Source organism: Xanthomonas sp. WHRI 7064, assembly GCF_040202355.2.
In the GTDB taxonomy this organism is placed as follows: domain Bacteria; phylum Pseudomonadota; class Gammaproteobacteria; order Xanthomonadales; family Xanthomonadaceae; genus Xanthomonas; species Xanthomonas arboricola.
On the sequence record NZ_CP167821.1, the window covers coordinates 1,137,314 to 1,150,459 of the forward strand.

The 13,146-nt window shown below is 66.3% G+C and carries 14 protein-coding genes; 4 read left to right on the forward strand and 10 right to left on the reverse strand.

Annotation, left to right across the window (positions count from 1 at the left end; translation table 11 throughout):
- Positions 1-114: 114 nt before the first annotated feature.
- Together ABQY74_RS04835 and msrA are read left to right on the forward strand one after the other, a co-directional pair.
- Entirely contained in the window at positions 115-630 is a 516-nt protein-coding gene (locus ABQY74_RS04835; protein ID WP_047128182.1) for an SgcJ/EcaC family oxidoreductase, read from the forward strand.
- A gap of 82 nt (positions 631-712) precedes the next feature.
- On the forward strand, positions 713-1,363 hold the full coding sequence (gene msrA, locus ABQY74_RS04840; RefSeq protein WP_039530550.1) for a peptide-methionine (S)-S-oxide reductase MsrA: 651 nt from the start codon (positions 713-715) through the stop codon (positions 1,361-1,363).
- A 331-nt stretch (positions 1,364-1,694) separates the two neighbouring features.
- Here msrA and ABQY74_RS04845 read toward each other — a convergent pair whose 3' ends face one another.
- The 6 genes from ABQY74_RS04845 to ahpC form a co-directional block, all read right to left on the reverse strand.
- The gene (locus ABQY74_RS04845) at positions 1,695-2,264 is read right to left on the reverse strand and encodes a type 1 glutamine amidotransferase family protein (RefSeq protein WP_016900730.1); all 570 of its coding nucleotides are present in this window, start codon (positions 2,262-2,264) and stop codon (positions 1,695-1,697) included.
- Between the two features lie 338 nt (positions 2,265-2,602).
- Positions 2,603-3,568: a transaldolase gene (gene tal, locus ABQY74_RS04850; RefSeq protein ID WP_349793595.1), complete on the reverse strand. Its 966-nt coding sequence runs from the start codon at positions 3,566-3,568 to the stop codon at positions 2,603-2,605.
- Positions 3,569-3,643: 75 nt separating this feature from the next.
- A complete protein-coding gene (gene rnk, locus ABQY74_RS04855) occupies positions 3,644-4,066 on the reverse strand; it encodes a nucleoside diphosphate kinase regulator (protein WP_016900728.1) in 423 nt (140 codons plus the stop codon).
- Positions 4,067-4,498: 432 nt separating this feature from the next.
- Entirely contained in the window at positions 4,499-5,440 is a 942-nt protein-coding gene (locus ABQY74_RS04860; RefSeq protein ID WP_024940621.1) for a LysR substrate-binding domain-containing protein, read from the reverse strand.
- Between the two features lie 79 nt (positions 5,441-5,519).
- Positions 5,520-7,112 carry an alkyl hydroperoxide reductase subunit F gene (gene ahpF / locus ABQY74_RS04865; RefSeq protein ID WP_024940622.1) on the reverse strand — a complete coding sequence of 531 codons (1,593 nt, stop codon included), beginning with the start codon at positions 7,110-7,112 and terminating at the stop codon, positions 5,520-5,522.
- 215 nt (positions 7,113-7,327) lie between these two features.
- Complete coding sequence (gene ahpC, locus ABQY74_RS04870) at positions 7,328-7,891, reverse strand: alkyl hydroperoxide reductase subunit C (protein WP_039523700.1); 564 nt, start codon at positions 7,889-7,891, stop codon at positions 7,328-7,330.
- 200 nt (positions 7,892-8,091) lie between these two features.
- Between ahpC and prmC the strand changes: the two genes are divergently transcribed.
- Complete coding sequence (gene prmC, locus ABQY74_RS04875; protein ID WP_167704714.1) at positions 8,092-8,943, forward strand: peptide chain release factor N(5)-glutamine methyltransferase; 852 nt, start codon at positions 8,092-8,094, stop codon at positions 8,941-8,943.
- 229 nt (positions 8,944-9,172) lie between these two features.
- Positions 9,173-10,114 carry a prolyl aminopeptidase gene (pip, locus tag ABQY74_RS04880; RefSeq protein ID WP_349793592.1) on the forward strand — a complete coding sequence of 314 codons (942 nt, stop codon included), beginning with the start codon at positions 9,173-9,175 and terminating at the stop codon, positions 10,112-10,114.
- A 131-nt stretch (positions 10,115-10,245) separates the two neighbouring features.
- Here pip and ABQY74_RS04885 read toward each other — a convergent pair whose 3' ends face one another.
- Genes ABQY74_RS04885 through ABQY74_RS04900 form a run of 4 tightly spaced genes read right to left on the reverse strand, consistent with a single transcriptional unit; the run spans position 10,246 to position 13,130 of the window.
- A complete protein-coding gene (locus tag ABQY74_RS04885; RefSeq protein ID WP_039523704.1) occupies positions 10,246-11,031 on the reverse strand; it encodes an N-formylglutamate amidohydrolase in 786 nt (261 codons plus the stop codon).
- On the reverse strand, positions 11,024-11,575 hold the full coding sequence (locus tag ABQY74_RS04890) for an NUDIX hydrolase (RefSeq protein ID WP_349793590.1): 552 nt from the start codon (positions 11,573-11,575) through the stop codon (positions 11,024-11,026). Before ABQY74_RS04890 ends, ABQY74_RS04885 begins: the two co-directional genes overlap by 8 nt.
- A complete protein-coding gene (locus tag ABQY74_RS04895) occupies positions 11,572-12,540 on the reverse strand; it encodes a 5'-3' exonuclease H3TH domain-containing protein (RefSeq protein WP_221202393.1) in 969 nt (322 codons plus the stop codon). The genes ABQY74_RS04890 and ABQY74_RS04895 overlap by 4 nt, the downstream gene beginning before the upstream one ends.
- Positions 12,541-12,554: 14 nt before the next feature.
- Positions 12,555-13,130, reverse strand: a complete 576-nt coding sequence (locus ABQY74_RS04900) for a nitroreductase (protein WP_349793588.1) — start codon at positions 13,128-13,130, stop codon at positions 12,555-12,557.
- Between the last annotated feature and the right edge of the window lie 16 nt (positions 13,131-13,146).

Genomic DNA, 13,146 nt, shown 5'->3' on the forward strand with positions numbered 1-13,146 from the left:
TAGGCCGATCAGCATATTTGAGTATATGCCAGTCGGCAGAATTGTTGGGCCCGCTTGGTTTCGATACTGAGCTTGCCCGATGCGGCAACCCCCTCAACCACACGGAGATTTCCCATGCGTCGCACTCTGTTCTCTCTGGTTCTGGCTCTGGCTGCCACCCCGGCGCTGGCTGGCGGCGTGATGCACTACACCGACAAGGCCACGTTGCCGGCCGGCGGCGAAGAACGCGAAGTCGCCGCGCTGTTCGACACCTGGAACGCGGCACTGGCTACCGGCAATCCGGACAAGGTGGCCGATCTGTATGCCCCGGACGGTGTGCTGCTGCCGACCGTGTCCAACGAGGTCCGCGCCTCGCGCGAGCAGATCGAAAAGTACTTCGAGATGTTCCTGACCAAGAAGCCGCAGGGCGTCGTCAACTACCGCACTGTGCGTGTGCTCGATGACGACAGCGCGGTGGATGCCGGTGTCTACACCTTCACGCTGACCGACAAGAACGGCAAGAAGACCGACGTGCAGGCGCGCTACACCTTCGTGTACGAGAAGCGCGACGGCAAGTGGCTGATCATCAATCACCACAGCTCGGCGATGCCGGAAGTGGACACCGCCACCGCCTCGGTGACCAGGAAGTAACGCCGCATTGGCCGTAGTGGCTTGAAAGCCGCTACGGCCGGCGCCATCCAGCAGGCAATCCTCACGATTGCGGAGTTGCACCATGCTGGGAATCGGCGCTTTCAAACAACGCATGCCACGTCCGGGCGAGGCCTTACCCGGACGCGAGCAGGCACTACCGCTCCACAACACCCACCTGATCAACGGCCATCCGTTGCGTGGGGAGTTCACCGGCCTGGCCCAGGTGCAGTTCGGGCTTGGCTGCTTCTGGGGTGCAGAACGCAAGTTCTGGAACCTGCCAGGGGTGTACACCACGGCGGTCGGTTACGCCGGCGGCGAGACACCCAACGCCACCTACGGCGAAGTGTGTTCCGGGCAGACCGGCCATACCGAAGCGGTGTTGGTGGTGTACGACGAAGCGTCGGTGTCGTTCGCACAGTTGCTGCGCACGTTCTGGGAAAGCCACGACCCCACCCAGGGCATGCAGCAGGGCAACGACGTCGGCACGCAATACCGCTCGGCGATCTATTGCACGACACAGGCGCAATACGACGCCGCGCTTGCCAGCCGCGATGCGTACCAGCAGCAACTGGACGCCGCCGGGTATGGCGCGATCACCACGGAGATCCGTTTCCCGGCGCCCGCGTTCTACTACGCCGAAGACGATCACCAGCAATATCTCGCCAAGCATCCCAATGGCTATTGCGGGCTTGGCGGAACGGGAGTGAGCTGCCCGATCGGGCTGGATGCCTGACGGAAAGGCGGGCCGGATTGAAGCGCTGTCATCCACGTGATCGTGGCGGCGTGCCGATGGCCAACAGTGACCGGCAGCGTTATCACGATCAGGCAGCGCATGGGAGTGCATGCCAGGCAACTTGAATGGCTACGTCGGAGACGACGTGGCCATCTTTTTTTTGCGGCGTGCGCACCACGCGCCGGCACCGCCGCGTGTAGCTGAGAGGCGAACCGGCCCGGCGCATCATTGTGGTCAATCCCGACAGCCAATCGGTGCAATGGATCGGTGCGGCGACCCACTGCATCCAGTCAGTGCAGCCAATGCGCCAGGCGTGCCTGAATCCGCTGGATCAGACGAACTCGCCGGCGAACATGCCGCGCAGCTGGGCGAGCATGTCGGTGCGTTCCGGATGCAGCAGTCGCATGCAGGCAAGAGCGAAGCCGACCGGGCTGGTGCCGGGTGCGGTGATCACGCCATCGGCGGTCACCACCTTTTCGTGCCGGTATTGCGCAGCACCGGCATACGGCACCACGTGTTCCTGCAGGAAGGCCAGCGCGTTGCTGGTATGCGCGCGCTGGTCGAGCAGGCCGGCATAGGCCAGGGCGATGGTGGCGCCGCAGATCGCCGCGACCGGGCGCTGGTGCTGCACGCGCTCGACCAGCAGGCCGCTCAGGCCGGGGATTTCGCCGGCCTGCCAACGCTCGCTGCCGGGCAGTATCCAGAGATCGGCGTCCAGCGGCGCCAGATCGGAGAGGGCGAAGTCCGGGGTGATGCGCAGCCCGCCGATCGACTGCACCGGCTGACCATCGATGCTGGCGATGGCGACCTGGTCGCCGAACCATTCGCGCGCCGCCGGCAGGACAACGCCAATTTCCCAATCGGCCACGCCGTCGACCATCACCACTGCAATGTTTGCCATTGTCCGCTACGCCAGTTGAGGAACCCGGATTCTAGGCAGTGCGGGTTGCGCGGGTGTAAGCGACGTGTGGAGAACGACGCCGAACCGCGCGCCGATCAGGCCAAAACGCGCGCATGGCAGCTCGGTGGCGGCTGTGCAGGCGTCAATGCGCCCACAAGCTCAACGTTGCCTGGGAGGTAAGGCAGCCCGAGGGCGGCCGCAGTTTCCAATGCCAGCGTCGCGAGGGCCTTGCCTACGCGTCGTGGCTGCATTGTGTGCTGCGCAGCCAGATTGCAAAAACCAAAACGCCCACAGCCACCAGGCTGCAGGCGTTGGTATTGCGACCCGCGGCGCTGCAATCAGTCGGCGAGCTTGTCGGTGATGGTCTTGCGCAGTGCCTGCAGATCCTTGGCGAAGGCATCAATGCCGCTGGCCAGCTTTTCGGTGGCCATCGGGTCGGCCGCCAGATCGGTGGCGAAGCTGTCGCTGTCGATCGGGGTGATCTGCGCGTTATCGGCCTGCGCAGGCGAGAGCTTGCGCGGCAGTTCGCCATATTCGGCGTCGAGCTTTTCCAGCAGCTCCGGCGAGATGGTCAGCCGGTCGCAACCGGCCAGGGCCTCGATCTGCGCGGTGGAGCGGAACGAGGCGCCCATCACCACGGTGGACGAGCCGCGCTGCTTGAACTCGTTGTAGACCGTGCGCACGAACACCACGCCCGGATCTTCGTCGATGCTGGCCGGGGTCTGCCCCTGGGCGACGTAGTAGTCCAGGATCCGGCCGACGAACGGCGAGATCAGGAACACGCCCGCTTCCGCACAGGCCAGCGCCTGCGAGCGGTTGAAGATCAGGGTCAGATTGCAGTCGATGCCTTCGCGCTGCAGCTGGCGCGCGGCCTCGATGCCTTCCCAGGTGGCCGCGATCTTGATCAGGATCTTGTCCTTGGACACGCCACGCTCGGCGTACATCGCAATGAACTTGCGCGCCTTGGCGATGGTCGCCTCGGTGTCGTGCGCCAGGTCGGCATCGACCTCGGTGGAGACGCGGCCCGGGACCAGCTCGGCCAGCCTGACGCCGACGCCGATAGTGAGGCGGTCGGCCACTTCGTTGACGGTGCTGGTGCGGTCTTCGCCGCCGTGTTCGCGGCCCCAGGCCAGTTCGCGCTCGATCAGGTCGGCATACACCGGCAGATCCAATGCCTTTTTGACCAGGGTGGGATTGGTGGTGCAGTCGACCGGCTTCAGGCGCTTGATGGCGTCGTAGTCGCCGGTGTCGGCAACGACGACAGACAGGTCACGCAACTGGGCAAGCTTGGAGGGAGCAGTCATGCGGGTTCTCTCGAATCGTGGAACGGGTCGTGGATAGGACGCAGCGCGCTACGGTAGCGCGCCTGGCGTGGGAAGTCAGGCGCCGGCCAGGGCATGTTGATCGTGCACGGCGCTGACACGCAGACGCAGGTCGCGCCCGTCGGGCGTGCGCCAATCGATGCTCTGACCGACCGACAGGCCAAGCAACGCACTGCCGACCGGCGCCAGCACCGAGATGCGGCCGTGCTGCACGTCGGCCTCGTGCGGATACACAAGGGTGAGCGTATGTCGTTCGCCATGCAGCTCATCTTCGCAATCGATGCGGGAGTGCATGGTGACGACATCGCCGGGAATCTGGTCGGGTGGCACGACGCGTGCGCGGCCCAGTTCGTCACTCAGCGCGGTGGCGGCCGGGTGCTTGTTGAAAGCGGGGGAATCGAGCAGGGCCTCGAGCCGGGCGAGGTCGTGGCTGGAAACCAGGATGGACGGCGGCAAGCCGCTGTGGTGCTGTGAAGTCATGGCAATCTCCTTGACGATGACGGCCCGCCAACATGGCAAGCCTCGCTGGTCAGATGAGGGCGCCGCTGCCCGATCGCAATGCATGGCGAGATGGCGCAGTGCATGGCAGGTATCGGGCGAGGCCGGCGCGGCACCGCGAGTAACGGACCGTGGCCAGCGCACCAGGCAGGCAGCGCTGCAGCGCCCAGGTGCGTGCCATCCGCCATCACCCAGCGACTGACTTGAAGTGCCTCGTGGAAGTCCACCACGTGCCAATGACGCCGCAACTGCCACGTGCGTCCAGATACATCACGTCGTAACCACCCACCAAACAAAAAACGACGCTTGCGCGTCGCTTCTGTTCGAGAACAGGTGAAAAAACATCCCGCCAAGCAACCGCAGCCATGAAACGATTTCCCGATTCCCGATTCCCGATTCCCGATTCCCGATTCCTCAGGCCGCAACTGCCTTGGGCCCAGTCGCCGGCTGATCCAACGTGAACAGGCTCTCCGGCAACTCCTTGAACAACTGCGCCAGCTGCTCCAGGAACGCGGTCATGGCCGAGCTGCGGCGCCAGGCCATGGCGATGCGGCGGCTGGGCTGCTTGTCTTCGCGGAAACGGATCAGGCGGATGTTCTCCGAGCGTGCAACCGGCGGCTTGACCGCCAGCAGCGGCAGCAAGGTCACGCCGACGTTGGCAGCCACCATCTGGCGCAGCGTCTCCAGGCTGGTGGCCTGGAATTCGGATTTTTCCAGGGCGCCAGCAAGATGGCAGACATCCAGCGCCTGCTCACGCAGGCAGTGGCCATCTTCCAGCAGCAACAGCCGCTGCTCGGACAGATCGTCCAGCGTCATGCTGTCGTGGCGCGACAGCGGATGGCCTTCTGGCACCGCCAGCACGAAGGGTTCCTCGAACAGGAATTCGGCATGCAGCTGCTCATCCTGCAACGGCAGTGCGAGCAGCGCCGCATCCAGACGGCCTTCGCGCAGCTGGTGCACCAGTTGATCGCTTTTTTCCTCGATCAGCAGCAGTTCCAGGCGCGGGAACCGCTCGCGGATCCGCGGCACCACATGCGGCAACAGATACGGCGCCAGGGTGGGAAAGATGCCCAGCCGCACGGTGCCGGCTTCCGGATCCTGGCTGCGCCGCGCGGCTTCCTTCATCTGTTCCACTTCGGCCACGATGCCGCGTGCGCGCATCGCCGCTTCGCGGCCGGCCGGGGTCAGCATCACCTTGCGCGGCGCACGTTCCACCAGCGGCACGCCAAGCTCGTCTTCGAGTTTCTTGATCTGTGTGGACAGCGTCGGTTGACTGACGAAGCAGGCCGTCGCAGCACGGCCGAAATGCTTGTGGTCGGCCAGTGCGACCAGATATTTCAGGTCACGCAGATTCATGTGCAGCAGCCCTCATTGCGGTGACGGGGTACGACTGGAGCTTAGCGCCCGGGCTGGCCGGGCGCTGGCTTGAGTGCGCTTATGCTGCCTGGGCGACGTTGTCGGCGCTGACCGGTGCACTGGAGCGGATCAGGTAATCGAACGCGCTCAACGCAGCCTTGGAACCTTCGCCCATCGCGATCACGATCTGCTTGTACGGCACCGTGGTGGCGTCGCCGGCAGCGAATACGCCCGGAACATTGGTCTGGCCACGGTCGTCGACGATGATCTCGCCGCGCGGCGACAACGCCACCGAGCCCTTGAGGAATTCGGTGTTGGGCAGCAGGCCGATCTGCACGAACACGCCTTCCAGATCCACGTGCTGGATGTCGCCGCCGGTGCGATCCTTGTAGACCAGGCCGGTGACCTTCTGACCATCGCCCAGCACTTCGGTGGTCTGCGCGCTGGTGATGATGCGCACGTTGTGCAGGCTGCGCAGCTTGCGTTGCAGCACTTCGTCGGCGCGCAGCTTGTCGTCGAACTCCACCAGCGTGACATGCGCCACGATACCGGCCAGATCGATCGCCGCCTCGACGCCCGAATTGCCGCCGCCGATCACCGCCACGCGCTTGCCCTTGAACAGCGGGCCGTCGCAATGCGGGCAGTAGGCCACGCCCTTGTTCTTGTACTGGTCTTCGCCCGGCACGTTCATCTGCCTCCAGCGCGCGCCGGTGGACAGGATCACGGTCTTGCTCTTGAGCGAGGCGCCATTGGCCAGCTTGATCTCGATCAGGCCATCGGCACCGGCCGGAATCAGCTGCTCGGCGCGCTGCAGGTTCATGATGTCCACGTCGTACTGGCGCACATGCTGCTCGAGCGCGGCGGCCATCTTCGGGCCTTCGGTTTCCGGCACCGAGATGAAGTTTTCGATCGACATGGTGTCCAGCACCTGACCACCGAAACGCTCGGCGGCCACGCCGGTGCGGATGCCCTTGCGCGCGGCGTAAACAGCCGCTGCCGAGCCGGCCGGGCCGCCACCGACCACCAGCACCTCGAAGGCGTCCTTGGCGGCGATCTTGGCGGCGTCGCGCTTTGCGGCATTGGTGTCGAGCTTGGCGACGATCTGCTCCAGCGTCATGCGGCCCTGGTCGAACAGCTCGCCGTTCAAGTAGACGGTGGGCACCGACATGATCTGGCGGGTTTCGACCTCGTCCTGGAACCACGCGCCGTCGATGGCCACGTGCTTGATGCGCGGGTTGAGCACGGCGGCAAGATTCAGCGCCTGCACCACGTCCGGGCAGTTCTGGCACGACAGCGAGAAATAGGTTTCGAACTGGTAGTCGCCATCCAGGTGCTGCACCTGCTCGATCAGCTCGGCGGCGGCCTTGGACGGGTGGCCGCCCACCTGCAGCAGCGCCAGCACCAGCGAGGTGAACTCGTGGCCCATCGGCAGGCCGGCAAAGCGCAGCGAGATGTCCTGGCCCGGCGTGGTCAGCGCGAACGACGGCTTGCGCTGGTTGTCATCGCGGTGGATGTCCAGGCTGATCTTGTCCGACAGCAGCACCAGATCCTCCAGCAGGTCGAGCATTTCGCGCGAGCCGGCGCTTTCGTCGATCGAGGCATTGATCTGGATCGGACGGGTAACCCGTTCCAGGTAGGCGGTCAGCTGGGTCTTGAGGTTGGCATCCAACATGGAGAACTCCTGGGAATGGGCAAGGGGAGGGCGTGGCGTCGCTGCGCTGAGGCAGGTCGCCGGGGAGGAGGGGATGAACCGCAGCCGGCGCGATGTCGGGAATGCGTGCTGGCGATGGCTGGCGGGCAGCCCGGCACCGGCTCCGGTTCACCCCCGGCCCAGTGCTGGGCCGGAGATGCTCCGGCCTCAACCACAGGCCGGAGGTGTCAGTCGGTTTAGATCTTGCCGACCAGGTCCAGCGACGGAGCCAGGGTCTTGGCGCCTTCCTTCCACTTGGCCGGGCAGACCTGGCCCGGGTTGTTGGCGACGAACTGGGCAGCGGTCAGCTTGCGCAGCGTCTCGGTGACGTCGCGGGCGATCGCGTTGTCGTGGATCTCGAGGGTCTTGATGACGCCTTCCGGATTGATGATGAAGGTGCCGCGCAGGGCCAGGCCTTCTTCTTCGATGTGCACGCCGAACGCACGGGTCAGCTTGTGGGTCGGATCGCCGATCAGCGGGAACTGCGCCTTGCCCACGGCCGGCGAGGTTTCGTGCCACACCTTGTGCGAGAAGTGCGTATCGGTGGTGACGATGTAGACCTCGGCGCCTGCCTTCTGGAACGCGGCATAGTTGTCGGCGGCGTCTTCCACTTCGGTCGGGCAGTTGAAGGTGAAGGCGGCCGGCATGAAGATCAGCACCGACCACTTGCCCTTCAGGCTGGCCTCGGTGACTTCGATGAAGTTGCCGTTGTGGTACGCATTCGCCTTGAACGGCTGGACCTGAGTGTTGATAAGAGACATTGAGTTTCCTCGTGCGATGAAGGGGGCGGGGGATGGAACAGTCGCCATGGTAGGTAGGATCGATAGATTTCTCAAATCGATTGATGGAATTGTATAGATAGGCTGTGGCTATCAAGTTTGCAGACGGCGTCTGCCGCTGCAGGGGCCGATTCCATCTCCGATAATGGTCAGCCGATGTTGCGCATGAGTGAATGATCCGTATGAGTGAGGACCCAGCCGGTCTTGCCGCCGAGCAGCTGCTGCGGCATGCGGTCGAGCGGATCGAGCGCAGTGATGCCGAGCCGCTGCTGCTGCACGCGCTGGGCCGCGACCGCGCCTGGCTGTTCGCGCATGGCCGCGATCCGGTCGAGCCGTCGGTCGCGCAGGCATTCGCGGCATTGGTGCAGCGGCGCCAGGCCGGCGAACCGGTGGCCTACCTGACCGGTACGCGGGGGTTCTGGACGCTGGATCTGGCGGTCTCCACCGCCACGCTGATCCCGCGCGCCGACACCGAAGTGCTGGTCGAGCTGGCACTTGAGCGACTGGACGCCCGGCCAGGCCGCCGCGTTGCCGATCTGGGTACCGGCAGCGGCGCGATCGCGCTGGCCATCGCCAGCGAGCGGCCGCAGGCACAGGTGATCGCCACCGATGCCAGCGCGGCGGCGTTGGCGGTTGCTCAGCGCAATGCCGACAGCCACCGCTTGCGCAATGTCGAATGCCGGCAGGGCAGCTGGTTCGCGCCGCTGGCCGGCGAGCGCTTCGACCTGATCGCCAGCAACCCGCCGTATATCGCCGCGCAGGATCCGCATCTGGGCGAAGGCGACCTGCGCTACGAGCCGGCCAGTGCGCTGGCTTCCGGCCCCGACGGCCTGGACGACATCCGCCTGATCGTCGCCGATGCGCCTGCGCATCTGCTGCCGGGCGGCTGGCTGCTGCTCGAACACGGCTGGGACCAGGGCGCGGCGGTGGCCGCGCTGCTGCAGGCGCGTGGCTTCGATGCGGTGGCCACGCATCAGGACCTGGAGCAGCGTGACCGGGTGACGTCGGGGCGCTGGTCGCCTGCTGCGGGCTAGGCGGCGGGCCAGCGGTCGCCGGGTGGGGCGCGGACGGCGCTCAGAGCTGAAACAGGACATGCCGCTTCCGGGCACCGACCGCGCCCGTCCGGCGCTGCGTGCAGGAGCCTGGCTCCGTCGCTCCACTCCCTCGCGCTTCGCCGTGCCCCCGCCCTGGCTCGATCGCATGAGGCGCCCGCGTGTGCAGACCGGGTGCCGATACACTAGCGGTTTCCCGCAGGACCGACGCATGCGCACGCTCTATCCCGAGATCACGCCGTACGACCACGGCACCCTCCAGGTCGACGACCGCCACACCCTGTATTTCGAACAGTGCGGCAATCCGCAGGGCAGGCCGGTGGTGATGCTGCACGGCGGCCCCGGCGGCGGTTGCAACGACAAGATGCGGCGCTTCCATGACCCGGCCAAGTACCGCATCGTGCTGTTCGATCAGCGCGGCGCAGGCCGTTCCACCCCGCATGCCGATCTGGTGAACAACACCACCTGGGACCTGGTTGCCGACATCGAGCGCCTGCGCGAACACCTGGGCATCGCACGCTGGCAGGTGTTCGGTGGCAGCTGGGGCTCGACCCTGGCGCTGGCCTATGCGCAGACCCATCCGCAGCAGGTCACCGAGCTGGTGCTGCGCGGCATCTTCCTGCTGCGCCGTTTCGAGCTGGAATGGTTCTATCAGCAGGGCGCCAGCCGGCTGTTCCCGGATGCCTGGGAGCATTACGTCAACGCGATTCCAGTAGTGGAGCGCGCCGATCTGATCTCCGCCTTCCATCGCCGCCTGACCAGCGACGACGAAGCCACGCGTTTGGCCGCGGCCAAGGCGTGGAGCGTGTGGGAAGGTGCCACCAGCTTCCTGCATGTGGACGCCGACTTCGTCACCGGACACGAGGACGCGCACTTCGCCCTGGCGTTCGCGCGCATCGAGAACCACTACTTCGTCAACGGCGGTTTCTTCGAGGTCGAAGACCAGCTGCTGCGCGACGCGCACCGCATCGCCGACATCCCCGGCGTGATCGTGCAGGGGCGTTACGACGTGGTGTGCCCGATGCAAAGCGCCTGGGACCTGCACAAGGTCTGGCCGAAGGCGCAGCTGCAGATCAGCCCGGCATCGGGGCATTCGGCCTTCGAGCCGGAAAATGTCGATGCGCTGGTGCGCGCCACCGACGGGTTCGCCTGAGCGCAACCGCGAGCGTGCACGGGAAGCTGCAGCAGTGCTCGCGCGCCAGCGGTAGGAGCGCACCCGGGCGCGACGTAGGGTAACGGGACGGCCTGTCGCGCCCGGGTGCGCTCCTACGGTGACTGCTGGAGTCAGTGCGGCAGCAGCGCCTGCGCCAGCGGCGGCAGGATGCGTGCCAGGCGCTGCGCCCACGCCTGTTGCCCGGCGGCATCGGCAATCAGGTCCTGGCGCAGTTCCAGCTCCACATGCAGCAGTCCGCGGCCTTCGCCGTAGACCGGAATCGCATAGTCGCTGGTGTCGCTGACCGCGTAGGGCTGGTTGTCGCCAACCACCAGATCCGGCTCGTTGCGCAAGGCCTGCAGCAGGCGGTGCGCCAGCCGCGTGTCGCGGTTGTACAGCACGCCGGCATGCCAGGGCCGTGCATTGCCGGCCATGATCGGCGTGAAGCTGTGCATCGACACCAGCACGGTGGGTTGCCCGCGCTGTGCGCGTGCATCCAGTTCCGTCGCAATGCGCGCGTGGTACGGCGCAAAGATCTCGTCGATGCGCTGCTGACGATCGTCAGCCGACAGCTGCATGTTGCCCGGAACCGAGGTGCCGTCGCTGACCTCGGGCATCAGCGTGGCCGAAGCATGCGGGCGGTTGCAGTCGATCACCAGGCGCGAATAGGTCTGCGCGATGGCGACCGCATCCAGCGCATCGGCCAGCAAGCGGGTGACCTCGGCAATGCCGATATCCCAGCCGATGTGGCGGTCCAGCTCCTGCTGCGGCAGGCCCAGATCGCCCAGCCGCGCCGGCACGCGCTGACCGGCGTGGTCGGCGATCAGCAGCCACGGCGAGGCGGCCTGCGGGTTGTGCACACTGAACGGTGCGGGATCGTCGGCGCCGAGCAGGCGGGCAGCGGTCGCTTCAGCCACGCGGGGTGCCGTCCAGTGCGTGATCGACCAGATACAGCCCGGCCCACAGCTTGGGATCCATCTGATAGCCCTCGGCCATCTTCTGCACCAGCCAGGCGCCGACCTGCGCGCGCGGGATCTCGTGCACGGTGATGTCTTCGCTGGCATCGCCGCCGCCGGCGCCGACCTTGCGCAGGCCGGTGGCGCGGACGAAGGCGATCTTCTCGCTGCTGGCGCCGGCCGAGGTCGGGCCGATCATCAGCACTTCGGCGTGCTCGGCGGTCCAGCCGGTTTCTTCTTCCAGTTCGCGAATGGCCGACAGCTCGATCGACTCGTCGGCATGCACGTCGCCGACCAGGCCGGCCGGCATTTCGATGGTGCGGGCCTGTAGCGGCACGCGGAACTGTTCGACGAACAACATCGCATCGTCCGGGGTCACCGCCACGATGATCGCGGCCAGGCCGCCGGCGTGCATGCGTTCGGAATATTCCCAGGTGCCGCGCACGACCATGCGCTGGTACTTGCCTTCGTAGACCACGGTGGGCGGGGTGTCGTGTCGGTTCATGGATGCAGGCCTTGTTCCAGGGAAACGGGAGTGCGCGGTGCCGGCGCGCCGCCGCAGGCGGCCAGCAACCGGCGCCGGGTGAGCGGGCCGAAGCGCAGGCTCTCGCACAATCCGCCCAGCATGTCGGTATCGGCTGGCGCGCGCGTGAAACCGGCATCGGTCAGCGCCAGCGGCGCGTCGAGTGCGATGGTGGTGAGCTGACGCCACAGCAGCGCGTGCTCGCGTTGCTCGCGCAGGCGCGCGGCCATCTGCGCCGCGCCGCGCAGGCGCAGGAACGGGATCTCGTCGATACGTTCAAGCAAGGCATCCAGGCTGCCGAAATGCGCCAGCAGGACCGCCGCCGATTTGGCGCCGATGCCGGTGACGCCGGGAATGTTGTCGATCGCATCGCCGCACAACGCCAGGTAGTCGGCGATCTGATGGGCGTGCACGCCGTGGCGCGCCTTGACCCCGTCCATGCCCCAACGCAGGTTGCGCGCGTAATCCCACTGCTCGTCGTGCTCGAGCAGCAGCTGCGACAGGTCCTTGTCGGCCGACACGATCACCCCGCGCAGGCCGTGCGCACGCACGCTGTGCAAGGCGCTGCCGATCAGGTCGTCGGCCTCGTAGTCGCGGTGCGCCAGCACGCTCAGCCCCAATGCCGCGCACAGCGCCTTGCAATGCGCGAACTGGCGCCGCAACGCATCCGGTGCCGGGGTGCGATTGCCCTTGTAGGCCGGGTAGAGCGCATGCCGAAAACAGCTGTCCAGCGCCTCGTCAAAGGCGATGGTGATGTGCTGCGGATCCTCGCGTTCGAGCAGGTCGAGCAGGAAGCGCGCAAAGCCGTGCACGGCATTGGTCGGCCAGCCCTGCGCATCCTGGAATTCATCCGGGATCGAATGCCAGGCGCGGAACACGTACAGGCTGGCATCGACCAGATACAGCGGGGTCGGGCGGCTGATCGCTGCCGGCGCACCTGCAAGCATTGGTGGGTGCGTGGTCACGGGGTCCAGTCGCGCAGCAGCGCACGCGGGTCCGGGCGCTCGCGCTCTGGCACCTGCAGGCGCGGGGTGCCGATATGGATGAAACCGGCGATGCGCTCGTTCTGCTCCAGGCCCAGATAGCCGGTCACCGCCGGGTCGTAGGCCATCCATGCAGTTAGCCACTGCGCGCCGAAGCCATGCGCCTGCGCAGCCTGCAGCAACGCAAAACACACGCAGCCGGCGGTGAGCAGCTGTTCCTGCTCGGGCACCTTGTGCCCGGGGCGCAACTCGGCGATCACCACGATCACCAGTGGCGCATCGTTGAAACGGTTGCGGTCTTTTTCGACCGCGGCGGGCGGCGTCAGCGGATCGGCGGCCAGGCTGCGCTCGGCCAGGAAATCGCCCAGTGCCTGGCGGGCATCGCCGCTGATGCGCAAGAAGCGGAACGGCACCAGCTTGCCGTGGTCGGGCACGCGCACTGCCGAGGTGAGCATGCGCAGCAGGGTGTCTTCATCCGGGCCGGGCTCGCCCAGCTGTTTGGAGGGGACCGAGCGGCGCGCGTCCAGCGCCTGGAGCGAATACGGTGCGTGCATAATTCCGGGTCGAGGC

Bases quoted from the DNA above. Each gene is read 5' to 3' on its own strand.
- ahpF (WP_024940622.1), bottom strand. From the start codon at position 7,112: ATGTTGGATGCCAACCTCAAGACCCAGCTGACCGCCTACCTGGAACGG.
- ABQY74_RS04900 (WP_349793588.1), bottom strand. From the start codon at position 13,130: ATGCACGCACCGTATTCGCTCCAGGCGCTGGACGCGCGCCGCTCGGTC.
- rnk (WP_016900728.1), bottom strand. From the start codon at position 4,066: ATGACTTCACAGCACCACAGCGGCTTGCCGCCGTCCATCCTGGTTTCC.
- pip (WP_349793592.1), top strand. From the start codon at position 9,173: ATGCGCACGCTCTATCCCGAGATCACGCCGTACGACCACGGCACCCTC.
- ABQY74_RS04845 (WP_016900730.1), bottom strand. From the start codon at position 2,264: ATGGCAAACATTGCAGTGGTGATGGTCGACGGCGTGGCCGATTGGGAA.
- ABQY74_RS04895 (WP_221202393.1), bottom strand. From the start codon at position 12,540: ATGCTTGCAGGTGCGCCGGCAGCGATCAGCCGCCCGACCCCGCTGTAT.
- ahpC (WP_039523700.1), bottom strand. From the start codon at position 7,891: ATGTCTCTTATCAACACTCAGGTCCAGCCGTTCAAGGCGAATGCGTAC.
- ABQY74_RS04890 (WP_349793590.1), bottom strand. From the start codon at position 11,575: ATGAACCGACACGACACCCCGCCCACCGTGGTCTACGAAGGCAAGTAC.
- ABQY74_RS04835 (WP_047128182.1), top strand. From the start codon at position 115: ATGCGTCGCACTCTGTTCTCTCTGGTTCTGGCTCTGGCTGCCACCCCG.
- prmC (WP_167704714.1), top strand. From the start codon at position 8,092: ATGAGTGAGGACCCAGCCGGTCTTGCCGCCGAGCAGCTGCTGCGGCAT.
- msrA (WP_039530550.1), top strand. From the start codon at position 713: ATGCTGGGAATCGGCGCTTTCAAACAACGCATGCCACGTCCGGGCGAG.
- ABQY74_RS04860 (WP_024940621.1), bottom strand. From the start codon at position 5,440: ATGAATCTGCGTGACCTGAAATATCTGGTCGCACTGGCCGACCACAAG.
- tal (WP_349793595.1), bottom strand. From the start codon at position 3,568: ATGACTGCTCCCTCCAAGCTTGCCCAGTTGCGTGACCTGTCTGTCGTC.